Annotated in this window: 26 protein-coding genes; 20 read left to right on the top strand and 6 right to left on the bottom strand. The window is 74.0% G+C overall.

The features are described 5' to 3' along the window. The first annotated feature begins 53 nt into the window (after positions 1-53). The 9 genes from pgsA (at position 54) to V5P93_RS27520 (ending at position 7,354) form a co-directional block, all read left to right on the top strand. Entirely contained in the window at positions 54-710 is a 657-nt protein-coding gene (gene pgsA / locus V5P93_RS27560) for a CDP-diacylglycerol--glycerol-3-phosphate 3-phosphatidyltransferase (protein WP_104479757.1), read from the top strand. Continuing rightward, positions 707-1,219, top strand: a complete 513-nt coding sequence (locus V5P93_RS27555) for a CinA family protein (protein WP_104479603.1) — start codon at positions 707-709, stop codon at positions 1,217-1,219. The genes pgsA and V5P93_RS27555 overlap by 4 nt, the downstream gene beginning before the upstream one ends. A 235-nt stretch (positions 1,220-1,454) precedes the next feature. After that, a complete protein-coding gene (locus tag V5P93_RS27550) occupies positions 1,455-1,937 on the top strand; it encodes a helix-turn-helix domain-containing protein (protein ID WP_104479604.1) in 483 nt (160 codons plus the stop codon). Between the two features lie 301 nt (positions 1,938-2,238). Then, positions 2,239-3,084: a PspA/IM30 family protein gene (locus V5P93_RS27545; RefSeq protein ID WP_104479605.1), complete on the top strand. Its 846-nt coding sequence runs from the start codon at positions 2,239-2,241 to the stop codon at positions 3,082-3,084. A 10-nt stretch (positions 3,085-3,094) separates the two neighbouring features. Further along, complete coding sequence (locus V5P93_RS27540) at positions 3,095-3,883, top strand: hypothetical protein (protein ID WP_245931311.1); 789 nt, start codon at positions 3,095-3,097, stop codon at positions 3,881-3,883. Between the two features lie 6 nt (positions 3,884-3,889). After that, entirely contained in the window at positions 3,890-4,714 is an 825-nt protein-coding gene (locus V5P93_RS27535) for a hypothetical protein (RefSeq protein ID WP_104479606.1), read from the top strand. Between the two features lie 5 nt (positions 4,715-4,719). Further along, positions 4,720-5,460 (top strand): hypothetical protein, encoded by a 741-nt coding sequence (locus V5P93_RS27530; RefSeq protein ID WP_104479607.1) that lies wholly within the window; start codon positions 4,720-4,722, stop codon positions 5,458-5,460. 234 nt (positions 5,461-5,694) lie between these two features. Next, the gene (locus tag V5P93_RS27525; protein WP_104479608.1) at positions 5,695-5,907 is read left to right on the top strand and encodes a hypothetical protein; all 213 of its coding nucleotides are present in this window, start codon (positions 5,695-5,697) and stop codon (positions 5,905-5,907) included. A gap of 121 nt (positions 5,908-6,028) precedes the next feature. Next, complete coding sequence (locus V5P93_RS27520; RefSeq protein WP_181043521.1) at positions 6,029-7,354, top strand: uracil-xanthine permease family protein; 1,326 nt, start codon at positions 6,029-6,031, stop codon at positions 7,352-7,354. On the opposite strand, the gene V5P93_RS27515 is transcribed toward V5P93_RS27520, so the two are convergent. After that, positions 7,329-8,366, bottom strand: coding sequence for a quinone-dependent dihydroorotate dehydrogenase (locus tag V5P93_RS27515; RefSeq protein WP_181043522.1), 1,038 nt, complete (start codon positions 8,364-8,366; stop codon positions 7,329-7,331). The genes V5P93_RS27520 and V5P93_RS27515 overlap by 26 nt on opposite strands. A gap of 44 nt (positions 8,367-8,410) precedes the next feature. Between V5P93_RS27515 and V5P93_RS27510 the strand changes: the two genes are divergently transcribed. After that, a complete protein-coding gene (locus V5P93_RS27510; RefSeq protein WP_146108043.1) occupies positions 8,411-9,187 on the top strand; it encodes a hypothetical protein in 777 nt (258 codons plus the stop codon). Between the two features lie 1,437 nt (positions 9,188-10,624). Here V5P93_RS27510 and V5P93_RS27505 read toward each other — a convergent pair. From V5P93_RS27505 to V5P93_RS27495, 3 genes are all read right to left on the bottom strand, one after another. Then, positions 10,625-10,819 (bottom strand): hypothetical protein, encoded by a 195-nt coding sequence (locus V5P93_RS27505; protein WP_181043523.1) that lies wholly within the window; start codon positions 10,817-10,819, stop codon positions 10,625-10,627. A 92-nt stretch (positions 10,820-10,911) separates the two neighbouring features. Continuing rightward, a complete protein-coding gene (locus V5P93_RS27500; RefSeq protein ID WP_104479612.1) occupies positions 10,912-11,709 on the bottom strand; it encodes a DNA-formamidopyrimidine glycosylase family protein in 798 nt (265 codons plus the stop codon). Between the two features lie 6 nt (positions 11,710-11,715). After that, positions 11,716-12,555 carry a ParA family protein gene (locus V5P93_RS27495; protein ID WP_104479613.1) on the bottom strand — a complete coding sequence of 280 codons (840 nt, stop codon included), beginning with the start codon at positions 12,553-12,555 and terminating at the stop codon, positions 11,716-11,718. Positions 12,556-12,664: 109 nt separating this feature from the next. Between V5P93_RS27495 and V5P93_RS27490 the strand changes: the two genes are divergently transcribed. From V5P93_RS27490 to V5P93_RS27475, 4 genes are all read left to right on the top strand, one after another. Continuing rightward, complete coding sequence (locus V5P93_RS27490; protein ID WP_104479614.1) at positions 12,665-13,384, top strand: bifunctional 2-polyprenyl-6-hydroxyphenol methylase/3-demethylubiquinol 3-O-methyltransferase UbiG; 720 nt, start codon at positions 12,665-12,667, stop codon at positions 13,382-13,384. Positions 13,385-13,417: 33 nt separating this feature from the next. Beyond that, positions 13,418-14,707: a DNA polymerase IV gene (locus tag V5P93_RS27485; RefSeq protein ID WP_104479615.1), complete on the top strand. Its 1,290-nt coding sequence runs from the start codon at positions 13,418-13,420 to the stop codon at positions 14,705-14,707. Between the two features lie 228 nt (positions 14,708-14,935). Beyond that, positions 14,936-15,373: an ATP-binding protein gene (locus V5P93_RS27480; protein WP_104479616.1), complete on the top strand. Its 438-nt coding sequence runs from the start codon at positions 14,936-14,938 to the stop codon at positions 15,371-15,373. Further along, the gene (locus V5P93_RS27475) at positions 15,370-16,140 is read left to right on the top strand and encodes a SigB/SigF/SigG family RNA polymerase sigma factor (protein WP_104479617.1); all 771 of its coding nucleotides are present in this window, start codon (positions 15,370-15,372) and stop codon (positions 16,138-16,140) included. Before V5P93_RS27480 ends, V5P93_RS27475 begins: the two co-directional genes overlap by 4 nt. Before the next feature lie 175 nt (positions 16,141-16,315). Here the strand turns inward: V5P93_RS27475 and V5P93_RS27470 are convergent, their stop codons facing one another. Further along, positions 16,316-16,612, bottom strand: a complete 297-nt coding sequence (locus V5P93_RS27470) for a WhiB family transcriptional regulator (protein ID WP_104479618.1) — start codon at positions 16,610-16,612, stop codon at positions 16,316-16,318. 236 nt (positions 16,613-16,848) lie between these two features. On the opposite strand from V5P93_RS27470, the gene V5P93_RS27465 reads away from it, so the two are divergent. The 6 genes from V5P93_RS27465 to V5P93_RS27440 all read left to right on the top strand — a co-directional run bounded on the left by V5P93_RS27465 (position 16,849) and on the right by V5P93_RS27440 (position 21,306). Continuing rightward, the gene (locus V5P93_RS27465) at positions 16,849-17,163 is read left to right on the top strand and encodes an STAS domain-containing protein (protein WP_219823986.1); all 315 of its coding nucleotides are present in this window, start codon (positions 16,849-16,851) and stop codon (positions 17,161-17,163) included. A gap of 313 nt (positions 17,164-17,476) precedes the next feature. Beyond that, entirely contained in the window at positions 17,477-17,971 is a 495-nt protein-coding gene (locus V5P93_RS27460) for an ATP-binding protein (protein WP_245931312.1), read from the top strand. A 68-nt stretch (positions 17,972-18,039) separates the two neighbouring features. Beyond that, positions 18,040-19,404 (top strand): PP2C family protein-serine/threonine phosphatase, encoded by a 1,365-nt coding sequence (locus V5P93_RS27455; RefSeq protein WP_104479621.1) that lies wholly within the window; start codon positions 18,040-18,042, stop codon positions 19,402-19,404. 6 nt (positions 19,405-19,410) lie between these two features. Next, positions 19,411-20,469 carry a B12-binding domain-containing protein gene (locus tag V5P93_RS27450; protein WP_219823987.1) on the top strand — a complete coding sequence of 353 codons (1,059 nt, stop codon included), beginning with the start codon at positions 19,411-19,413 and terminating at the stop codon, positions 20,467-20,469. Next, positions 20,466-20,795: an STAS domain-containing protein gene (locus V5P93_RS27445; RefSeq protein ID WP_181043524.1), complete on the top strand. Its 330-nt coding sequence runs from the start codon at positions 20,466-20,468 to the stop codon at positions 20,793-20,795. Before V5P93_RS27450 ends, V5P93_RS27445 begins: the two co-directional genes overlap by 4 nt. Before the next feature lie 49 nt (positions 20,796-20,844). Then, the gene (locus tag V5P93_RS27440; protein WP_104479622.1) at positions 20,845-21,306 is read left to right on the top strand and encodes a MarR family winged helix-turn-helix transcriptional regulator; all 462 of its coding nucleotides are present in this window, start codon (positions 20,845-20,847) and stop codon (positions 21,304-21,306) included. A 312-nt stretch (positions 21,307-21,618) separates the two neighbouring features. On the opposite strand, the gene V5P93_RS27435 is transcribed toward V5P93_RS27440, so the two are convergent. Beyond that, entirely contained in the window at positions 21,619-22,632 is a 1,014-nt protein-coding gene (locus tag V5P93_RS27435) for a PHP domain-containing protein (protein ID WP_104479623.1), read from the bottom strand. Positions 22,633-22,646 lie beyond the last annotated feature (14 nt).

Below are 22,646 nucleotides of genomic sequence, written 5' to 3'. Positions count from 1 at the left end.
CGGCGGCCACCGGGGGGCCGGGGGAGACCGTCGGCGACGACCGCGCCGACGTCATGGGACCGGTGGACGCCGAGCTGCTCGACGGGCCGCCAGCCGCGCCGGAACCGGTGGCCCAAGCGGTCCCGGACCTGCCCGAGCCGACCCGGGTGCCGCTGCTCAACGTGGCCAACCTGCTCACCCTGTCCCGGCTGCTGCTGGTGCCGGTGTTCCTCCTCGCGCTCTTCGCCGAGGACGGCGCCCACACCGGGTGGCGGCTGGTGGCGTTCGCGGTGTTCGCCATCGCCTCGATCACCGACCACATCGACGGCAGGCTCGCCCGCAAGCACGGCCTGATCACCGACTTCGGCAAGATCGTCGACCCGATCGCGGACAAGGCGCTGACCGGGGCCGCGCTCGTCGGGCTCAGCGCCCTCGGCGAGCTGCCCTGGTGGATCACCCTGGTCATCGCCGCCCGCGAGGTCGGCGTGACCCTGCTGCGGTTCTGGGTCATCCGGCACGGCGTGATCCCGGCCAGCCGCGGCGGCAAGGTCAAGACCCTCACCCAGATCTTCGCCATCGGCGCCTACCTGCTGCCGCTGCCGTCCTGGCTGGAACCGGTCGCGTACGTGTCGATGGGGGCCGCCGTGGTGCTGACGGTTGTGACCGGCGTGGACTACGTCGTCCGCGCGGTCAAGCTCCGCGCGCGCGGGCTGCGCGCGGTCGGCCAGTGACCCAGGTCGCGTTGCTGCCCGGGGTGCCGGTCGCGGCGCTCGTGGCCGCGCTGCGCGACCGGGGCGAGACGATCGCCGCCGCCGAATCGCTGACCGCCGGGCTGTTCACCGCCGTGCTGACCGGCGTGCCCGGCTCCAGCGCCGTCGTGCGCGGTGGGCTCGTCGTCTACGCCACCGACCTCAAGGCGTCACTGGCCGGTGTGGACGCCGGGCTCCTGGCGGCTCGCGGCGCGGTCGACCCCGAAGTGGCCGCCCAACTCGCGGCGGGCGCGCGGTCGCGCTGCGGCGCGGACATCGGCGTCGGGCTGACCGGGGTGGCCGGACCGGACCCGCAGGACGGCGTGCCACCCGGCACCGCGCACGTCGCGCTCGACGGACCGCGGGGACCACGGGCCGTGACGATCACCACGGTCGGGGACCGCGAGCACGTGCGCGCCGCCGCGGTCCTGGCCGGGCTGCGGCTGGTGGCCGCCGACCTCGGCGACGACCTGGGTACCCTTTTCGTGTGAGCCCAGCGTCACCCTCGGTACACCCCGCACCGCCCCGCCCGCACCCACGTCCGCCCCGGTCCGGGGAACACGCGGCCCCTCCGGATCGTTCGCTCTTGGCGGACTACCCGGGAAGTCGCTGCGCTCTGTCAGTTCCGGTCGGTAACGTTGTCTCCATGACGGCAACGCGCCGACCCGCCCCCGCGGGATCGGGTGCGGCGCGCGGACCGGGCCCGTCGAGGAAGGGAGGTGCGCGATGACCGTGCTGTTGCGCGAGGCGATCGGTGATCGGCTCCGACACGCCCGCACCAACCAGCGGCGCACGCTGCGCGAGGTCTCCCGCTCCGCACGGGTGAGCCTGGGCTACCTGTCCGAGGTCGAGCGCGGGCGCAAGGAGGCCTCCAGCGAGCTGCTGGCCGCCATCTGCGACGCGCTGGCGCTGCCGCTGTCCGAGCTGATGTACAACGTCGCGTCCGACATCGGCGCGGCCTCGGACCTCGGCTCCCTGGCCACCGTCCGCGACGGCGTGCCCGAGCGCGAGCGCGAACCCGTCGAGGCGCTGGAGTCCACCCGCGACACCGGCCCCCGGGCCGCCGCGGAGGGCGGTCGCCTGGTGCCCGCGGTGATCGGCGAGAACCTGGCCGACCTGCGCATCCAACCGGCCCTGTCGCACCGCATCGAGACCTCGATCGGCGCCACCATGAACCCGGCTCGCGCCGGCGCCGTCTACGCCGCGTAGAGGCGGTTGAACAGCCAAGACACCCCGCCACCGCCCGGCCCGTGATGATCACGGCGCCGGGCGGTGGCGCGTCGACCACCCGGGGTAGGCGTACCGGGGTCCGGGGATACCCCGAAGGCCGGTCCGGTTCCTCAGGGCCGCCTAGGGGCTGATCCCTGATTTCTGGCGGGTCCGGTGGAACGGCCGGGTCGCACCTGACACGATGGAACCCACAGCGGTGCCGGTGCGTTGCCGTTTCGTCGGTGCGAGCGGCGGTGGGTCCAGAGAAACCGGCAGAGGGAAGAAGGCAGGGCGGGAGACGATGGCCAACGCATTCGTCAAGTTCTGGAAGTACATGATGGCGTCGTTCTCGTCGAAGATCGATGAGCACGCCGACCCGAAGGTACAGATCCAGCAGGCCATCGAGGAGGCCCAGCGTCAGCACCAGGCCCTCTCACAGCAGGCCGCCTCGGTCATCGGCAACCAGCGGCAGCTGGAGATGAAGCTCAACCGGCAGCTCGGCGACGTGGAGAAGCTGCAGTCCTCCGCCCGGCAGGCCCTGGTGCTCGCCGACGAGGCCCGGGCCAAGGGCGACGAGCAGAAGGCGGTCCAGTTCGAGAACGCCGCCACCGGCTTCGCCACCCAGTTGGTGACCGCCGAGCAGGGCATCGAGGACCTCAAGACGCTGCACGACCAGGCGCTACAGGCCGCGGCCCAGGCCAAGCAGGCCGTCGAGCGCAACGCCATGCTGCTGCAGAACAAGCTGGCCGAGCGCACCAAGCTGCTCAGCCAGCTGGAGCAGGCCAAGATGCAGGAGCAGGTGTCGCGCTCGCTCAACCAGATGAGCGAACTCGCCGCGCCCGGCAACACGCCGTCGCTCGACGAGATCCGCGACAAGATCGAGAAGCGGTACACCACCGCCCTCGGCTCCGCGGAGCTGGCGCAGAACTCGGTGCAGGGCCGGATGCTGGAGGTCCAGGCCTCCACGACCGAGCTGGCCGGGCGCTCGCGGCTCGACCAGATCCGCGCCTCCATGGGCGGCGGCGCGGTCGCGGGCCAGGTGACCAGCGGGAACTCGGCGGCCGGGTCCGCGACGGCGAACATCCAGGCCGAGATCCAGCAGCGGGTGGCCCAGGAGCAGAAGGCCAACCCGCAGGCTGGTTCCTGAGCGGGCGCCCATGCGGCCGCGGCGCCACGAACTGTTCAAGGTGGGCAACGAGCTGGTCTCCCAGGCCATGAAGGACTGGCGGGGCCAGTACGCCGAGGTGGTGCGCACCGCGTTCTCCGGGTGGCGCGACCCCCGGGCCAAGGCGTTGCGGCGCAGGCGCGCGGCCGTGCGCCAGACGAAGATGTGGGCCGTGACCGGTGTCGGCACGGGAGCGGGGGCGGTCGTGGTGGAAACCGCGTCCGCCGCGCCCGGCCTGGCCGGTCCGGCCCTGATCGGGGCGGCGGCGCTGTCCGGGCTGGCCGCCGTCACCTCGGGTTTCCGGGCGTGGCGGCTGCACAAGGAGCCGCTGCCCGAGCCGCCGCCACCGCCGGTCGTGCTGCCCGCCCGCGGGTCCGCGGCCCGCGAGCCGATGACGCGGCTCGGCGAGGCCGAGGACTCGCTGCGGGAGCTGCTCGACCAGCTGTCCCGTGGCGCGCTCGTGCCGCCGGACTCGGTGGTCGAGGCCCGGGCCACCGGCGCCGAGGCCGCCGCCGCGCTGCGCGGGGTCGCGGCCCAGTTGCAGGCCGTCGAGCGGGCCCGCGACCACGCGCCGCCGGTAGAACGCGGCCACCTCACCGACGCCGTCCGCGCCCTGCGCGAGCAGCTCGACCACGGCCTGGAGGGCTACGGTGGCCTGCTCGCCGCCGCGGCCCGCGCGCTGGCGGCCAGCTCGGCCGCCACCCCGCGCCAAGACCTGACCGACGCCACCGACCGGTTGGCCGCGCTGGCGTCCGCGCTGCGCGACCTCTCGCGCGGGTAGCGCGCGTTGGCCGACCCACCCGACCTCGTCGCCGCCGTGCGCAGGCACCGCCTGCGCGGTGCGGCCATGCTGGCGTGGTTATGGCTCGAAGGGCTGATGGCCCTCTCCTTCACCCTCGGCCTCCTCGCCAGCCTGATCGAGCCCGAAGTCGGCGCGGCGGTCGTCTGCGCGGTCGTCGCGACCATCACCGGCTCGGCGATGATCCGCACGGCCCGCAGGCGGGCCCGGCACCTGCGGGAGGACCCGCGTCCGCTGCTGGTCCAGGCCCGGCTGAGTACCCTGGCCGCCCGCTACGGCACCCCGCCCGCGCCGCCCTACAACGCCCTGCCGCCCTTCGTGCCCCCGCCCTACGGCCCGCCGCCGTACGGGTCGCCGCTCTACGGTCCGCACCCCTTCACGGTGCCCGCCCAGGCGCCGCCGCCGGTGCCCGCCGAGCCGGCGGGGCCACCCGAGTCGTCGCTGGCCCACCAGCCGCTGCGGGAGCTGGCGGACTCCGAGTCCGCGCTGGCCGAGCTGCTGGACCTGCTGGTCGCCGACGGGATCGACGTCGCCGAGGTGCGGTCGACGGCCAAGTCCGCCGCCGCGTCCGTCCGGGCGCTCGCGGACCGGCTGGTCGTGCTCGAGCGGGCGCAGTCCGCGGCCGACGGCCTGTCGACCAGCGTCCGCACCCTGCACGAGAAGATCACCGGTCAGATCGCGGCCTACCGGCAGCTGCTGGTCACGGTGGGCGACGCGGTCACCGCGTCGGCCGTGGGCGGGCCGGACCTCTCCGACGAGACCGACCGGATGGCCGCGCTGGCGTCCGCGCTGCGTGACCTGTCCAAGGGGTAGGCGCGGTGACCGAGCCGACCGCACGGGTCCCCGAGGAGCCCGCGTACACCGCGGCGGACCTCGCCCGCGACACCCGCAGGAACAACTGGTACCACTTGCGGCAGCTCGTGCTCGTCGTCCTCGAGGGCCTGGTCACGCTGTTCCCCCTGGTCGGGGTCTACGAGTCGCTCGAGAACGGTGACGACGGTGAGGCCGTCTTCTATGCGCTGTTCCTGCTGGTGATGTCGGTCGCGACGCTCAACCGGGCCCTGCAGCTGCGTCGGCACGTCCGCTCGACCGCCAACGCGGACCTGGCGCGCGCGGTGTACGACGCGATGATCACCGCCCCCGAGCGGAACACCGAGCCGGGGCCGACTTCGTGGGCCTACCAGCCGCTGCTCGACCTGGCCGAGGTCGAGCACGCGTTGGCCGAGCTGCTCGACCTGCTGGAGGCCGATGGGCTCGGTGTCCGGGAGGCGCGCAAGAGCGCGGCGGACGCGGCGGCGATCATCCGGACGCTGGGCGAGCGCCTGCTGTCCGTCGAGCGGGCCCGCGAGGTGGCCCGGTCCGCGCAGGCGCACGGCCTCACCGAGCACATCCGCACCCTGCACGGGCGGATGGAGGCCCGGCTGACCGCGTACCGGGGGCTGCTGGTGGCGGCCGGGGCGGCGGTCGCGGCGCTCGCCGAGGGCGGGCCGGACCTGACCGAGGCCGCCGACCACCTGACCGGGGTGGCCGAGGCGCTGCGCCAGTTCCCCGGCCGGTAGGCCGGTTCGTTCGAACTGGATCGAAAGACCGTCCGAGGATTCCTTGGCCGTCCACAATGGTCGGTGTCGTCGCCGCGGTCCTGGGGGTCCGCGGCGGCGGGTGGGTTCACCCGTTCGGCACAGCGAGCCGGCGAACCGGTCGACGGGCGGTGATCGTTGTCACCCGGTCAGGCGCATCATGCGGCGGCGCCGAATCCGTGTCACCACTGGTACCCGCGAGAGGAGGGTTCGACGATGGACGCCACCGGACTGCGCACCAGCGTCACCACGCAGGTCGCCAGGATGGTCGACTACGAGACCGAGTTCTGGGTCATCGCCGACGGCATGGGCCTGGACCGGGCCCGCGCGGGCTGCCTGCTCGACACCGCGGTCTCCTGGATCGGCTCCGGTCGCGGCGCCACGTGCGACCCGTACGCACTCGCGCTGTCCTGGATCCACCGCGGCTGACCGCGTGGAGTTGGCATCGCTGACGTTCCGTCACGAATTCCCAGTGGGCTCGACAGCCGCTAGGTCATTTGTGTGAACATCACGGTGTCGTATCGACTTGCCGACTACGTGCTGTGGCACCATGCACGGCAGCGAGTCGGCGGGGCGGGCGGCGGAGGCAGCGTTGGCGTTGTGGTCGGTGCACGGCGACGGCCGCCGTGTCCCTGACGGCGCGGTCGTCGCCCCGGGCGAGCGGCTGAGCTGGCCGCTGACCATCGGGTTCGGCGCGCAGCACGTCGCCGCCATGTTCAGCGCCACCGTGCTGGTGCCGACGCTGACCAAGTTCCCCGTGACCACCACCCTGCTGTTCTCCGGGGTGGGCACACTGCTCTTCCTGGTGATCACCCGCAACCGGGTGCCCAGCTACCTCGGCTCGTCGTTCGCGTTCATCGCCCCGCTCACCGCCGCCGCCCAGGACGGCATGGCCGCGCAGCTCGGCGGCGTGCTGGTCGCCGGGCTGCTGCTGGTCGGCGTGGGGGTCGCGGTCAAGGCGCTGGGCGTGCGGCTGCTGGAGTCGGTCATGCCGCCGGTGGTCACCGGGGCGGTGATCGTGCTGGTCGGGCTGAACCTGGCGCCCGCGGCCACCCGGTCGTTCGCCGCGCAGCCGTGGATCGCGCTGCTGACCCTCGCGGTGATCGTCGCCTGCGCGGTGGTCGCGCGCGGGTTGCTGTCGCGGCTGTCGATCCTGGCGGGCATCGTCGTCGGCTGGGTCGTGGCCGCGGTGAGCGGTGCGCTCGGCCAGGACCGGCTCGACGCGCTGTCCTCGGCGGCCTGGCTGGGGTTGCCGGAGTTCCACGCGCCGCAGGTGCGGCCGTCGGTGATCCTGCTGGTCATCCCGGTCGTGCTGGTGCTGGTCGCGGAGAACGTCGGCCACGTGAAGGCGGTCGCCGCGGTCACCGGCCGCGACCTCGACGGCAGCGTCGGCGACTCGCTCATCGCCGACGGCCTGGCCACCGTGCTGGCCGGGGCGGGCGGCGGCTCCGGCACCACGACGTACGCGGAGAACATCGGTGTGATGGCCGCGACCCGCGTCTACTCGACCGCCGCGTACGGGGTGGCGGGGCTGACCGCCATCGCGCTGTCCCTGAGCCCCAAGTTCGGCGCGCTGGTCAACACCATCCCCGACGGCGTCCTCGGCGGCGCCACGATCCTGCTCTACGGCATGATCGCGCTGGTCGGCGTGCGGATCTGGTTCACCGACCGGGTGGACTTCGCCGACCCCGTCAACCTGGCCGTGGTCGCGGTGGCGGTGGTCGCCGGGGTCGGCGACCTGAAGATCGCCATCGGGGGCGTGACGGTCGGGGGTATCGCCTGGGGCGCGGTCGCGGTGGTCACGGCGTACCCGCTGCTGCGCTGGCTCCGCACCCGCCGCGACGGCCGGACTACCGGGCCGCGACCGCGCGGTTGATCCGCCGGACCAGCTGCGGGCCCTCGAAGACGAAACCGGTGTACAACTGGACCAGGTCGGCGCCCGCGTCCAGCAGCCGCAGGGCGCCGTCGACGTCGAAGACCCCGCCCACGCCGATGACCGGGAGCGCGCCGCCGGTCTCCTTGGCGACGAAGGCCACGACGTCGCGCGCGCGCAGGCCGAGGGGCCTGCCGCTGAGGCCGCCCGCCTCGGCGCCGACCGGGCGCTCGGCGGCGGTGAGGCCGTTGCGGGCCAGGGTGGTGTTGGTCGCGATGACGCCCGCGACGCCGTGGTCGGCGCAGACCTGCAGGACCTCGGCGATGGCCTGGTCGGTCAGGTCGGGGGCGATCTTGACCAGCAGCGGCTTCGGCGTGCTCGACAGCTCCTGGGACTCCCGGCGCAGCTCGCCGACCAGGGCGTCGAGGGCGGCGCGGTCCTGGAGGCCGCGCAGGCCCGGGGTGTTGGGGGAGCTGACGTTGATGGCGAAGTAGTCGCCGAAGGGGTGCAGGGCGCGCAGCGAGTGGCGGTAGTCCTCGACGGCCTCGTCCACCGGGGTGACCTTGGACTTGCCGATGCTGATGCCCAGCGGCACGCCGACCGGGCCGACCTCCGCCAACCGGGCGGCCAGCGCGTCGGCACCGGCGTTGTTGAAGCCCATCCGGTTGATGATCGCCTCGCTCTCGGGCAGCCGGTAGAGGCGCGGCTTCGGGTTGCCCGGCTGCGCGTGCCGGGTGACGGTGCCGACCTCGACGTGCCCGAACCCCATCGCGGGCCACGCCTTGAGCGCCCGCCCGTCCTTGTCCATGCCCGCCGCGAGCCCGACCGGCCCGGGGAAGGTCACGCCGAAGACCGTGTGCTGGGTCTTCCCGCCGAACGCGCGGCGCAGGGCGGTGACCGCCGGGGGGACCTTCGACAGCCGGACCAGGGCGGCCATGGTGCGCTCGTGCGCGACCTCGGGGTCGCCTTGGCCGAGGGAGAACAGGGTGCGGCGGAGGAGCTGCTTGTAGACCACGGACCCCATCGTGTCACCCGGTCACCTGGACCATGATGGACGGTGTGACGGAGGACGACCTGTACACCCTGCCGAGGGATGAGTTCGTCCCCGCCCGCCGCGACCTGGCCCGCGCCGCCCGCGCGGCGGGTGACCGGGAGGCCGCCGCCCGGATCGAGAAGCTGCCCAAGCCCACGACCGCGGCCTGGCTGCTGAACCGCCTGGTGCGCGCCCACCCGGACGAGGTCGAGGAACTGCTGGCCGTGGGCGACGGCCTGCGCACCGCCCACGAGGACGGCGCGGGCAGCCGCCTGCGGGAACTTGTGCAGGAACGCACGCGGTTGGTGGATCGGCTGGTCACCCTGGCGGGCGAGGCGTTGAGCGAGGCGATCACCAGGGAACTGGCGGAGATGCTGTCCGCCGCGGTCGCCGACCCGTCATCCGGGGAACGGCTGCGCGCGGCCCGCCTGGCCGCGGCGCGCGACCTGGTGGTGGCGGAGCCGTGGCCGGGCCTGACCATCGCGCCGCGCAGCGACCCGGCACCTCGCCGCGAGTCGCCGTCGGCCCGCCGGAAAGCGGCGCTGACGCAGGCCAAGGCAGCGGTGAAGGACGCGGAGGCGCAGCGGGCGGAGGCCGACCGGGCGGTGGGGGACGCGGAGACGGCCGTGGCCGAGGCGGAGTCCCGGGTCCGCGAACTCAACGCGGCGCTGGACGCCGCCGAACACGCGGAACTGGACGCCCGCCGCACCCTCCAGACGGCCCGCCGAGACGCCAAGGCGGCGGAGCGCGCGGCGGGCTTGGCCTGGCGGAAGCTGCAACAGGTGGAGAGCGCGGAGGACTGACGGGCGGCGGGGTCGACTGGGCGGAAGGCGCGTCAGGCGGAGAACGGGGTGGGCCGTCGCGTCGCGCGGGGCGCCTGGTTCGCCTGTGGGGCTGGTGGGCGTCGTGGAGGTCACCGATCGGCCACGGCCTCGCGTGGGGTGGTGGCTGTTGGCTGCGGGGCGCTCGGGCGCGGTGCCGGGACGGGTGATCCGCGTGAATTGTCGGTCGGTGGCGGTGCGGGAACCGGGCTGTCCGGTTGGCGGCTGCGGGCGCCGGGGCCTCGGCCGGGTGGATGGCCTCCGGCGGGGTGCCCACGATCGGCACGCCGACCTCGGCCAACCGCCGGGCCAGACCGAGCGGGGTCTGGCCGCCGAGCTGCGCGATGACGCCCGCGACGGTGCCGGGAATCGTTGTAGGCGTGATCGGCTCAGGTGAGAGTCGCGGTGGGTGGGGAGCGCCTGCGGCTGGGGCGACTGCCTCGCGTGGGGTGTGGTGCCTGGTTGGGCTGTGGCGTGCTCAGGGGTGATGCGCGGATCCGCGCTGTGAATCGCTGGGCGGCGGCGGTGTGCCGAGGAGGGGTGCGGAGCCACGATGCCGGCAGCGGCCTCGGGGATCCGTGGTCGCCGGGGTCGGCTCAGGGGAAGTCGCGATGGGGGAGTGCGCCTGCGGCTGATCGGTAGCGGCTGATCGGTTGTGGTGACCGGTTGGGCCGCGGGTGCTCGGGCGTGACGCCGGCGATCCGCGAGTTGCCGAGTGCCGGTGGTGTGCCGAGGAGCGCGGTGGAAATCGGGAGCCGGAGATCGGTGGTCGCGGGGTCGGCTCCGGTGGACGTGGTGGCCGGTGGGGAGCGCCCGCGGCAGGCGGCCACTGCCTCGCGTGGGGTGTGGTGGCCGGGGCCGGGTATAGGACAGCCCCCGGGCGCGCTCCCGTCCGACAAGGCGGCGGACGGGTCCGGGGCGGACTGGGTCCCGGATGCCCGAGGGCTGGGTGACTGCCTGGTATTCGCCGACCACGCGCCCGCGCCCTACGGCACCGGGTTGGCCCGGTGTCAGCCGTGTGCGTCAGGCCGGCTGCCATCGTTTGACGGATGGGGTGGTCCTAGCGGACAGCCACCTCACGAGTCCTATGGGAATACACCGTTGGACCACCTCCTCTCTCGTGTACCACCGAACCTAGGCGCTGCGCCGGGAGGCGACAAACGGATTTCTCCCGTCACCCGGTCGGACGATGCTAGGGTGACCAACCACATACACAGCGTGTGTGAATATCACTCACTAAGGTGTGCCTAGGGTGCGAGCGTTAGCGGATCGGCCTGGACGGATCGCGGCGGGTGTTGTGCTCGGTGTGGCCGCGGCGGTGTTGTTCACCGAGGGGATCGGGGTGGCGTCCGGCGGACTCCCGGCGCCCAAGCCCGCGGCGGAGGTGGTGCCGGTGCCCATCCCGGCCTCCGGGTCCGCTCAGGCTATCCCCACGGACGTCGCCCCACCGCCACCGGTGGGGGAGAGCTCGACGGCGCAGACGTCGACCAGTGCTCCCGAGGGGAGTTCGTCGGCCCCGCCGACGAGTACCACCACCACCACTACTACGACCGCAGCCCCGACCATCACCACCACGACCACCCACAGTCCCACTACGACTGTCGCGCCCACCACGACTACAACTCCACCAACTACCACTACGACCCGAACCACGCGCACGACAACGCGCGAACCGTGCGGGCTTCTCTTCTGCTGACCCAAGGGGTCTAAGGGGTCGGCCCCGGTTGGCAGTGCGGGCAGTAGTACGCCACCCGCTCCCGTGGCGCCTCGCCCTGCGTCGTCGTGACGACGTGTCCGCCGCAGACCAGGCACGGCGACGTCCGCCGCCCGTACACCCACAGCTGCCGATCCCGCCGCGCGTCCCCGGTGGTGATCCGGTCGACGCTCATCTTGTTGCGGTCCAACAGCTCCCGGCTCAGCGACACCGCGCGTGGGCAGTCCACATCGGACACCGGCGTCCACGGCGACGCGCCGAGCAGGAAGCAGATCTCCGCCTTGAACACGTTGCCCACCCCGGCCATCACCCGCTGGTCCAGCAGCGCGTCGCCGATCTCGCGCGCCGGGTCCGCGGTCAGCCGCGCCAGCGCCGAGGCGGCGTGCTCGGCGCCCCACGACGGGTCCAGCAGGTCCGGGCCCAGGTGCGCGACGAGCCGGTCCTCCTCCGTCGTCGGGACCAGGCTCATCTCGACCAGCAGGAAGCCGACCGCCTGGTGGTCCGCCGTGGTCAGCACGGCCCTGGCCTGGTGGACGGCCCGGCGCCACCGCGCCCGCGGTGCCGTGATCTGCCACAGCCCGTCCATGCCGAGGTGGTGGTGGAAGCTCAGGTTCCGGTCGAAGCGCAGGAACAGGTGCTTGCCGACCGTGCGCGCACCGGTGACCTCCCGCCGCGCGAGATCCACAGTGGACAGACGGGGGTGGCGGAGTTCGCCGCGGGCCAGCACCTGTCCGGCCAGTGCCTCGGTCAGCCGCGCGGCCGTCCGGTAGACCGTGTCACCCTCGGGCATCGCGGCTCACTCGCCCGACGCCTCGTCCTCCGGCCACGCTATGGCCTGGTGCCTGCCGCGCCCGCCGGTGCGCAGCACCCGGGCCAGCAGCAGGTTGAACGCCAGCGCCACCTCGCGCGCGCCCGGCGTGTGCCAGTGGTGGATCGGCGTGCACGCGCCCTGCGCCTGCTGCACCGCGAGCCGGTCCGGCAGCGCCACCGGCATCACCAGGTGGCCGAAGCTCTCGCGCAGCTCGGCGATCCGGAACTGGTGCTCGTAGGAGTGCGTGCGGACCCGGTTGACCACCACGCCCAGCGGCACCAGGTTCGGGTTCTGCTCCTCGCGGGTCTGCTCGACCGCCTCGAACGCCCGCTGCGCCCCCGACACCGCGTACAGCGTCGGCTCGGTCACCAGCAGCGCGCCCTGCGCGGCCACCAGCGCCGACCGGGTCAACCGGCCCAGCGACGGCGGGCAGTCCAGCAGCACCAGCTGGTACGGCAGCTCCCCGTCGGCCAGCAGCGACCCCAGCTCGGCCAGCGCCCGGCCCAGCTTCTCCAGCCTGCGCAGCCCCGGGTCCGGGTCGTTGAGCGACTCCAGCTCCTCGGAGCCGACCATCACGTCCACCTCGTTGCCCCACGCCGACGGCGCGATCGCCGCCCGGAGCACGGCGGGGCGGGGGGTCTCCAGCACGTCGGCGAGCGTGGCCTCGGTCTCGGCGGGGTCCAGGGTGGTGGTGGCGTTGCACTGCGGGTCGAGGTCGACCACCAGCGTCCGGGCGCCGCGCCGCAGCGCCGCGGAGGCCAGCCCGAGCACCACCGTGGTCTTCCCGACGCCGCCCTTGAGGCTGAGCACTGCCACCGTCTGCACACCCCAGACCTTAGTTGCTGCCACGAACCCGACCCAGCGTCCGGACTTCGCGGGACCCGCGGTGGGCCGGGTTCGGGAACGCCCGCTCCCAGTCTCTACAGTTCGTCCCATGCGACCGGATGCTGTTCGCCGTGTGCTCGACACCGAGCTGATCGCCGCGCGCGAGCGGCGGGGCGGGGCGGCGCCGCGCGTCCTCGACGTCGGGGGCGGCAGCGGCGTGCTCGCCGTGCCGCTGGCCGTGTGGGGCTGCGCGGTGACCGTGGTCGAGCCGAGCCCCAACGCGCTGGCCACGCTGCACCGGCGGGCGTCGGAGGCCGGGGTGTCCGACCGGATCACCGCCGTGCAGGGCGACAGCGACGCCCTCGGGGAACTCGTCGAGCCCGGGTCGGCCGACGTGGTGCTGGCGCACGGGCTGCTGGAGGTCGTCGACGACCCGGCGGCCACCGTCGCCGCGCTGGCCGGGTCCCTGGTCGCGGGCGGGGCGCTGTCGGTGCTGGTGGCCAACCGGTACGCGGCCGTGCTCCAGCGCGCGGTGTCCGGGAAGCTGACCGAGGCCCGCGAACTGCTCACCCACGAGACCGGCGCGTTCGGCGCGACCGGCCTGGTCCGCCGGTTCGACACCGAGGGGCTGCGCGCGCTGCTGGCGGGCGCGGGGCTGGCGGTGGAGCTGGTGCAGGGCCAGTCGGTGGTGGCGGACCTGGTGCCGGGGTCGGTGCTGGAGGCCAACCCGGGTGCCGCGGAGGCGCTGGCCGAGCTGGAGGTCGTGGCGGCCGTCACGCCGCCGCTGCGCGACATCGCGACCCGCCTGCACGGCGTCGCCCGGCGCTGATCCCCTGTCGGGGGTCTGTGGTTCGCTGGGGCCATGGGGCGTAGCGGGGACCTGCCGCGGGGGTTGGTCGAGCGGTTCCGGGCGGTGGGTGGCCCCGGCCGCGACGACACGTGGCCGGACGACACGGGGTGCCCGATGCTGCACGTCGACATGGACGCCTTCTACGCGTCGGTGGAGATCCGCGAGCGCCCCGAACTGGTCGACCGGCCGGTGGTGGTCGGCGGGATCGGCCCGCGTGGGGTGGTGTCGTCGGCGAACTACCTGGCCCGCGGTTTCGGCGTGCGCTCGGCGATGCCGACCAGCCAGGCCCGCAGGCTGTGTCCGCAGGCGGTCTACCTGCCGCCGACCTTCGCGCTGTACCAGCAGGTGTCCGCCGGGGTGCTGGCGATCTTCCGCGACGTCACCCCGCTGGTCGAGCCGCTCAGCCTGGACGAGGCGTTCCTCGACGTCGCCGGCGCCCTGCGGCGGCTGCGGATGACGCCCGCCGAGGTGGGTGCCGAGATCCGCCGACGGGTGCGCGCCGAGCACGGCATCACCTGCTCGGTCGGTGTCGGCCCGACGAAGTTCATCGCCAAGCTCGCCTCCGGCCTCGGCAAACCCGACGGCATGCTGGTCGTCCCGCGCGCCGACCTCACCGACTTCCTGCACCCCCTCCCGGTCTCCGCGCTGTGGGGCGTCGGCAAGAAGACCGCGCAACGCCTCGTCGACATCGGCCTCGAACGCGTCGCCGACGTGGCGGCGGCCCCGCTGCCCCGGCTGCGCAGGCTGCTGGGCACCGCCATGGCCGAGCACCTGCACGCCCTGGCCCGCGGCCACGACGACCGCGCGGTGGTCCCGGAGACGGCGGAGAAGTCGATCGGCGCCGAGGAGACCTTCGACGTCGACCACTTCGACCGCGACCTGATGCGCCGCGAACTGCTCCGCCTCTCGGAACGCACGGCCGCCACCCTGCGCGAACGCGGGCTGCGCGGGCGAACCGTGTCCATCAAGGTCAGGTACGCCGACTTCACCACCATCACCCGCGCCAAGACGCTCGCGGTCGCGACCGACGTCACCCAGCAGATCTACCGGACCGCGGCGCAGCTGCTGGCGGAGCAGACCCCGCCCGGCGCCATCCGGCTCATCGGGATCCGGGTGGAGCAGCTGTCCACCGACGGGGCGGAGCAGTTGGCGATCGACGCGCCCGCGCAGGGGTGGCGGGAAGCGGACCAGGCCGCGGACAAGGCCCGCACCCGCTTCGGCACGGCCGCCATCCGCCCCGCGTCCCTCCTCGGCGCCCACCCGGACCGCGCGGGCGCCACCGAACCCAAACCCGACCGCTGACCGCCCGGCGGTCTGACCTGGCGCGATGGCCGGTCGCGAAATCTCTCCGCATCACCCGTTTGAGGTGGGAGGTGGAGGGGTAACAGTCAGCAGGGTCCTGCCCCGCGAACTTCTCGCTGTGGGGCGGGGTGGCGAAGGTGCCCGCTGGGCGCGAGTCCCACCCCGCTCCACCATTTCGACAAGCGCGGTACGGTCCACCGCGAGTGCCAGGACGGCAGGAGGAGCAGCGTGTCTGAGGTGGAAACCAGCCCGGTCTCACGTGCCCACGGGGTGCGCGACGTCGACGTCCGCGTGTGGGCCGACGCCGAGCAGGTGCCGTTGCTGCGGTCCTTCGCGGCCGACATCGCGATGCGCATGGACTTCGACCTCGACGCCATCGAGGACCTGCGGATGGCCGTCGACGAGGCCTGCTCGCTGCTGGTCCGCGCCGCCGCCGGGGACAGCGCGCTGGTCTGCCGGTTCGAGCCCGCGGAGCACGGCATCCGGGTGCGCGCCGAGGTCGACGCCGAGCACGGGCAGCCACCGTCCGCCGACGCGATGGGCTGGCAGATCCTGACCGCCCTGGCCACCTCCGTCACCGAGGAGGTCGCGCCCGTCGAGGGCGGCTTCCGCATCCGCGTCGAGCTGCTGGCCGTGCCCGGCCCCGCCGGGGCTGACCCGCGGTGACCTCCCAACCGAGATCGGAGGACCGGGACAGCTCGGACGTCGAGCGGTTCCGCGAGCTGGCCGCGCTCGCCCCGGACGACCCGCGCCGCGCGCAGCTGCGCGGCGACCTGGTCTCCGACCACATGGACCTGGCGCGCAACCTCGCGCGCAAGTTCGACCGGCGCGGTGACCAGCTGGAGGACCTCGTCCAGGTCGCCACCATCGGCCTGATCAAGGCCGTGGACCGCTTCGAGGCCGAGCGCGGCAACTTCTACGCCTTCGCCATCCCCACCATCATGGGTGAGCTGCGCAGGCACTTCCGGGACACCGGCTGGGCCGTGCGGGTGCCCCGCCAGCTCAAGGAACTGCACGTCACCGTCGCCGCGGGCCGCAACGAGCTGAGCCAGAAGCTCGGCCGCGCGCCCAAGCCCAGCGAGCTGGCCGACCACTTAGGGCTGACCAAGGAGCAGGTCTACGAGGCGCTCGTGGCCAGCGCCGCCAAGCAGGGCACCTCGCTCGACGCCCGGCTCGCCGAACCCGCGGGCGACCGCTTCGGCTACGAGGACGACCGGCTCGTCGAGGTGGACAACCGCCGCGCGCTCGGTCCGCTGCTGGCCGAGCTGCCCGAGCGCGAGCAGAAGATCATCGTGCTGCGCTTCTTCCGCGGCATGTCGCAGGCCGACATCGCCCGCCGCGTGGGGGTGTCGCAGATGCAGGTGTCGCGGCTGCTGGCGAAGACGCTGGAGCGGCTGCGCGCCGCTCTCGGCGAGGACACGCTGGCGGGCTGAGTTGCGCCGCTCGACAGTGCCCGCGCGGCCACCGGTCTCGTCACCGCCAGTCCCCGCACGGGGGTGGCGGTCACGACAGCGGTGGTCCGCGCGCGGTCCGCGGCGCACGAGCCGAAGACTGCCGGGTTTACCCACCCCACGCGCCGCCGTCGGGCCCGTGGGGTGCCGCCCGCGCTCAGGAGACGCGGAGCGAGCGCCTGCGCTGCGCGATCAGGGTGCGGCGCTCGCCCTCGCCCATCGCGCCCCAGATGCCGTAGGGCTCCTGCACGGCCAGCGCGTGCTCGCGGCACTGCTGCAGCACCGGGCAGGCGCGGCAGACGGCCTTGGCGCGTTCCTCGCGGGCGTGCCGGGCGGGACCGCGCTCGGCGTCGGGGTGGAAGAACATCATACTGTCGGCGCCCCGGCAGGAGCCGTTGAGCTGCCACGACCACTCGTCGGAGACGGGCTTGGGCAGTCGCGTGATCTCGGCCATGGTCGGTCCCTCCTCGGTGCCCGCTCCGCACAGCGGGTTCGACCGGGAACTACCCCGGGGCCCGGAGCCCGAAACGGCGTACCCGGCAACCGGCCGTTCGGCCGTCTGACGAGGGGCGATCGGTACCCCGCCGCCGGGCGTCCGGCCCGGTGCGGCGGCGACTACTACTGTGACGTCGGCGTGGACGGCCGCGCGGGAGCGCGGCGCATGCGCCTGCGGTGAGGGAAGGACAGACAGTGGAGATCAACAGCTCGGGCACCGACCCGGTTGTCGTTGAGGTCACCGGCGAGGTGGACCTGGCCACCGCGCCGCAGCTTGAGCAGGCCCTCGACGACGCGCTGGCGCAGCCCGGCGGCGGGGTGCGGGTGGACCTGTCCGGAGTGGAGTTCATGGACTCCGCCGGGCTGCGGGTCTTGGTCGCCGCGCTGCGCAAGGCCGAGGAGTCCGGCCGTTCGCTGGTGCTGGACTCCCCGCACGAGCGGGTCCGCCGGATCATCGAGATCACCGGGCTCGCCGAGGTCTTCGGCCTCGCGGGCTCCGACAAGGCCTGACGGCTTCCCGGTCCGGGCCCGCGCCCGGACCGATCGGCCGCGTGCCCGCCGGTCCCCGGGACCGGCGGGCGGCGCGCCCCGGCCCCGGCCCCGGCACCGAGACCGGGCCGGGGCGGCTCGTGGTGGGTGGTGCGGTCGACGCTGTTCACCCCGCGGTTGGTTCACCCGATTCCGACCGGGGTATCCCTCCCGGCGTGAACGTCGTGCTGTCCCCTCGGCACGTGGGTCCCGCCGGGGACCGGGGGATACGGGGACAGCGCGGGCAGGGATGCTGGACCGACGCGCGGTGCGCGCGAGGGGTGGTGCGGAGAACGTGAGCGAGGCGGCGAACGACGGCCGGGTGCGCCACGAGGCCGAGAACGGCGGACGGGTGCGACAACTGGCCACCCGCCTGCCCTCTGCCAGCCGGTCCGCGGGGGAGGCCCGGGAGTTCGTGGGCGCGGCGCTGCGCTCGTGGGGTGTGGTGGAGACCTTGGTCTGCGATGTGATCCTGGCCGCGTCCGAGCTGGTGACCAACGCGATCGAACACGGCGTCGGCGAGATCCGAGTGGAGCTGTCGCTGGTCGCGCCGCGGGTCCGGCTGCGGGTCTGGGACGACACCCGCGAGGTGCCGGTGCGCAAGCCGCCGAGCCTGCTGTCCGAGCGCAGCCGCGGCCTGACCATCGTCGACGCGCTCAGCCACGCGTGGGGGCACGAGGCCGACGGCGTCGGCAAGTGGGTGTGGGCCGACTTCGCCGTCCCGGCGGGGTCGGGTGTCGGCGGTCGGATGGTGGAACCGGTTGCCCGGCACCGCGAGTCCGCGAAGTAGCCCGCCCGCGGTTGCTAGTACCGTTGATCCCCTCCGCTGTCCTCGACCGAAGAAGCGAGGAGTGACCGATGACGGGCAGCAAGCCCGCCGCGCCGGGGGCGCAGGCACCGCCGCTCGGTGAGCGAGCGGCACCCGCCGAGGCCGAGCACGGCACGCGCTCCCTGCTCAGCGACCAGCAACTGCTCGCCGGGGCCCGGGAGCGGATCGCGCTGACCGCCGAGGTCACCACCCAGCTCGCGGGCTCGCTGAACCTGCGGCGCACCATCCTGCGCCTCTTCGCGCTGGTCCGGCCGGGCATGGCGGACTGGGTCATGCTCGCCATGGCCGACGACAGCTCCAGCCGCCTGTCCCTCTTCGGCGGGAAGAACCCCACGTTCTCCACCGCCGTGCACCGCGCGGAGGCCGAGGACCTCGGGCTCACCCGAGTGCTGCGCTCCGGCCGCTCCGAGCTGCTGCACGTCGTCGACACCGGCCACGCCGACGGCCTCGACAGCATGATCCCGCACGACGGCCTGCGGTCCGAGGCCACCGCGCTGCGCCCGGCCGACGTGCTCGGCGTCGCGCTGACCGCCCGCGGCTCCACCGTCGGCGTGCTGGTCCTGGTGCGCGGCGCGGGCCGCGGGTTCACCGAGGAGGACGTGGCGCTCGCCGAGGTCGTCGCCGCTCGCGCCGCCACGGCGTTGGACTCCGCGCGGCTCTACGAGGAGCGCACCCGGGTCGCGTCCGTGCTCCAGTCGGGCCTGCGCCCGCCGGTGCTGCCGCGCCCCGACGGCCTGCGGTTGGCCGCCCGGTTCCGCGCCGCGGCCCAGCACCTCGACATCGGCGGCGACTTCTACGACGTGCACGGCTCCGGTGACGACTGGCTGGTGGTGCTCGGCGACGTCTGCGGCAAGGGCGTGGAGGCCGCGGTGCTCACCGGCCGCGCCCGGCAGAGCGTGCGCACCGCGTACCACTTCGACCGGCGCCCCGGCGGTGTGCTGGCCGCGCTCAACGCCGTCCTCTACGAGGAGGACTCGGACCGGTTCGTCACGGTCGTGTGCGCGCGGGTCCGCCCGGCCGCCGACGGCCGCTCCGCCGAGGTCACCCTCGCCGTCGCGGGCCACCCGCCGCCGCTGCTGGTGCGCGCCGACGGGTCGGTGGTGGAGACCGAGGTCGCGGGCACCGTCGCGGGCGTGCTCCCGGACGTCGCCTACACCGAGACCGCGCTGCGCCTCGAGTCCGGCGACACGCTGCTGATGTTCACCGACGGCATCTACGAGGCCCGCGGCCCCGACGGCTGCTACGGCATGGACCGGCTGCGCGCCCTGCTGCCCGCGTACGCGGGCGCGAGCCCCGCGGTGGTGTGCGAAGCCGTCGAGCGGGACGTCGTGGAGTACCTCGGCGGTCGGGCGCACGACGACATGGCCCTGTTCGCGGTGTCCTGCGAGAGGTAGGCGGTTTTGGCAGAGCAGTCGGACCAGTCGGACGCCGTGCTCGACGCGCTCGGTCGCTTCGACGGGGCGCTCGCCTCGGTGGACGTCGACGCGGCCGTCGCCGCGGTCGAGGGCCTGCTCGACGACGGTGTGGACCCGGCGACGGTGCTGGTCGACGTGATCTCGTCGGCGCAGCGCATTGTGGGGGACCGCTGGCAACGCGGGGAGTGGACCGTCGCCGAGGAGCACGCGGCCACCGCGGTCGCGGTGTCGGCCACCGAGGCCGTCGCCCGCTACGCACGCCGGGTGCCCGCGACCCGCGGCCGGGTCGTGGTGGCCTGCGCGGAACGCGAGTGGCACGCGCTGCCCGCGATGATCGTCGGCACCGCGCTGCGCGGCGCGGGCTGGGAGGTCACGCTGCTGGGCGCGTCGACCCCGCCGCTGCGGCTGAGCCAGTACCTGCAGGACCTGGGGCCCGACGCGACCGCCGTGAGCTGCTCGGTGCTGGGCGCCCTGCCGACCACGCGCCGGTTCATCGAGGCCAGCACGTCCGCCGGGATCCCGGTCGTGGTCGGCGGATCCGCGTTCGGCGTCGACGGCCGCCGCGCGACGGCGCTGGGCGCCACGGCGTGGGCGGCGAGCGCGCGGGACGCGGTCGCGGTGGTGGCGGAGCTGCCGACGGTGGTGCCGGAGGCGGCCCCCCTGCCGGGCCCGGCGGTGGGGGAGCAGGCCGCGCTGGAACTGATCCACCACCGGCTGTTCACCGGCCTGCGCGAGCGCTGGGCGCTGGCCGCGCAGGTGGTGACCACCGAGCAGCTGCCGCTCGACAGCGTGGCGGCGGTGGCGGTCGACGTGGTCAACCAGGCGCTGCACGCGGTCTGGTCGGCCCTGCTCACCGGCGACCCCACCACCCTGTCCGAGACCGCGGCCTGGACCGCGGCCCTGCTGTTCGCCCGGGGCGTGGAGCCCGGGCTGGTCGACGAGCTCGGCAGGCTGCTGGCCGCCGACCTGCGCGACTTCCCGCTGGCCAGGGACCTGGTCGACCGGCACTGGACCGACGGCGCGCTCACGGCGGGCCGCCCGTGAGGGACTTCTCGCACACCGTCAGCACCGACGGCGACCGGCTGGTGGTCAGCGCGAAGGGCGAGCTGGACACCCACACGGCCGTCGAGTTCAAGCGGGCCCTGCTCGAACTGATCGAGGACAACGCCGAGATCGTCGTCGACCTCGGCGGCCTGACGTTCATCGACTCCAGCGGCCTGAGCGTGTTCATCGCCGCCCACAAGCGCTCCCTGCCCCGCGGCGCCCGGGTGCTGCTCGACGGCGTACCCCCGTTCCTGTCCAGGATCCTGGCGATCACCGGCCTCAACGCCGTCATCCCCCTCCTCGGCGGCGCCCCCGAACCCGCGTGACGGTGGGGGATTCGCCCGGATCGACCGGCGGGTGTGCGAGAGTGGGCGCATGTCCCCCACGGCACCGGACGAGGCAACCGAGACCGAGGTCGCCGCGCGGGCCCTGGGCCTGGTCCTGACCCGGGCCAACGCGGACGTCTACCCGAAGGTGCCCGCGATGCAGCTGCGGGCGCTGCACTTCGTGGAGGCACTGGAACCGGTCAACCTGACGAGGTTGACCGAGGAGCTGGGCACCATCCCGTCCTCGGCGAGCCGCCTGTGCGACCGCCTCCAGACGGCGGGCCTGCTGGACCGCCACGCCGCGGTCACCGACCGGCGGGAAGTGGAGATCGTGCTGACGGTGCGGGGGCGGGAACTGCTGGACCGGCTGAGAGCGGCGCGAAGATCCGATCTGGCCCAGGTCCTGGCCGTCATGCCGGACCAGGCTCGTACGGCCCTCCTCTACGGCCTCCGAGAGTTCACCGCGGCCGTAGAACGCCGCACGCTGACCGACGACCAGATAACCGCCTGAACAGCACCCGCCCGGATCGGCCCCGCGGCGCGGGAGTACCGACTGGCGCGCCGATGTACCCGGTTCGGCCTGCTCCCATCCCGGAATCCCTCCGGCCCGACTGTGCTCCTGCCCCGGCCCGCCGAAGCGATCGGCGGATGCCTGCCGAAATCGGGCACGCTCGGCACCTTCGCGACATGGCTCAGGTGCCTGCCAACGAAAACGCGTGATGACGCTGGTCGCCTACTACGCCGAAGACGACGGCGACAGCGGTCTCCTGGCGACCGGCGGGGGCGGCCCGGTGGCGTTCGGTGGGTGCGGGTCGCGCCGTGATCACCTCGCGCGGGCGGCGATGCCTGCCAGGAGGGCGTCGGCTGTGCGGGTGTTGATGATCCGGTCCGCGGTGATCCCGCAGTCCTCCGCCCGTTCGCAGCCGTAGGGCAGCCAGTCCAGTTGGCCCGGCGCGTGGGCGTCGCTGTCGATGGCGAAGGCGCAGCCCAGGTCCGAGGCCAGGCTCAGGAGTCGGCGGGGTGGGTCGCGGCGTTCGGGGCGGGCGTTGATCTCCACCGCCACGCCGTACTCGGCGCAGGCGGTGAACACGGCGCGGGCGTCGAAGGTCGACTCGGGGCGGGGTTTGGCCGTTACCAGTCTGCCCGTGCAGTGGCCCAGGACGTCCACGTGCGGGTTGGCCACCGCCGTCAACATCCGCTCGGTCATCTCCGCCTCGGGCATGCGCAGCTTGGAGTGGACGCTGGCGACGACCACGTCCAGCTCCGCCAGCAGGTCCTCCTCCTGGTCCAGGCCGCCGTCGTCGAGGATGTCGACCTCGATCCCGGTCAGCACCAGGAACGGGGCCAGCGCCACGTTCAGCTCCGCCACCACCTCCAGTTGCCGCCGCAGTCGGTCGGCGGTCAGGCCGCGGGCCACCCGCAGGCGCGGGGAGTGGTCGGTCAGCACCATCCACTCGTGGCCCAGGGCCATGGCCGCGCGGGCCATCTCCTCGATGCCGCTGCCGCCGTCGCTCCAGTCCGAGTGCGTGTGGCAGTCGCCTTTCAACGCGGCCCGCAGGGCTGTGCCGCCCGCCACCGGTTCCGCGTTCTCCGCCAGCAGGTTGGTCAGGTACGTCGGCTCACCGAGCCGCACCGTCTCGGTGAGGATCGTGGCGATGCTCTGCCCGATCCCCGGTATCGCGGTCAGCGTGCCCGCCGCGACCCGCTGCTCCAGTTCCCCCGCGGGCAACTCCGCCACGACCGCCGCCGCCCGCCGGAACGCGCGGACCTTGCCCGTCGGCTGCGCGGACCGTTCCAGGTACAGGGCTATCTGCTTGAGGGCAGACACGGCGTCCATGGCCCCAGGAAACC

Source organism: Actinokineospora auranticolor (genome assembly GCF_041897805.1).
Classification (GTDB): Bacteria; Actinomycetota; Actinomycetes; order Mycobacteriales; family Pseudonocardiaceae; genus Actinokineospora; species Actinokineospora auranticolor.
The sequence above is the reverse complement of the archived record's forward strand: the minus strand, read 5'-3'. Positions and strand labels throughout refer to the sequence as shown.

Bases quoted from the DNA above. Each gene is read 5' to 3' on its own strand.
- V5P93_RS27435 (WP_104479623.1), bottom strand. From the start codon at position 22,632: ATGGACGCCGTGTCTGCCCTCAAGCAGATAGCCCTGTACCTGGAACGG.
- V5P93_RS27470 (WP_104479618.1), bottom strand. From the start codon at position 16,612: ATGGCCGAGATCACGCGACTGCCCAAGCCCGTCTCCGACGAGTGGTCG.
- pgsA (WP_104479757.1), top strand. From the start codon at position 54: ATGGGACCGGTGGACGCCGAGCTGCTCGACGGGCCGCCAGCCGCGCCG.
- V5P93_RS27485 (WP_104479615.1), top strand. From the start codon at position 13,418: ATGGGGCGTAGCGGGGACCTGCCGCGGGGGTTGGTCGAGCGGTTCCGG.
- V5P93_RS27540 (WP_245931311.1), top strand. From the start codon at position 3,095: ATGCGGCCGCGGCGCCACGAACTGTTCAAGGTGGGCAACGAGCTGGTC.
- V5P93_RS27525 (WP_104479608.1), top strand. From the start codon at position 5,695: ATGGACGCCACCGGACTGCGCACCAGCGTCACCACGCAGGTCGCCAGG.
- V5P93_RS27550 (WP_104479604.1), top strand. From the start codon at position 1,455: ATGACCGTGCTGTTGCGCGAGGCGATCGGTGATCGGCTCCGACACGCC.
- V5P93_RS27455 (WP_104479621.1), top strand. From the start codon at position 18,040: ATGACGGGCAGCAAGCCCGCCGCGCCGGGGGCGCAGGCACCGCCGCTC.
- V5P93_RS27440 (WP_104479622.1), top strand. From the start codon at position 20,845: ATGTCCCCCACGGCACCGGACGAGGCAACCGAGACCGAGGTCGCCGCG.
- V5P93_RS27545 (WP_104479605.1), top strand. From the start codon at position 2,239: ATGGCCAACGCATTCGTCAAGTTCTGGAAGTACATGATGGCGTCGTTC.
- V5P93_RS27490 (WP_104479614.1), top strand. From the start codon at position 12,665: ATGCGACCGGATGCTGTTCGCCGTGTGCTCGACACCGAGCTGATCGCC.
- V5P93_RS27500 (WP_104479612.1), bottom strand. From the start codon at position 11,709: ATGCCCGAGGGTGACACGGTCTACCGGACGGCCGCGCGGCTGACCGAG.
- V5P93_RS27520 (WP_181043521.1), top strand. From the start codon at position 6,029: ATGCACGGCAGCGAGTCGGCGGGGCGGGCGGCGGAGGCAGCGTTGGCG.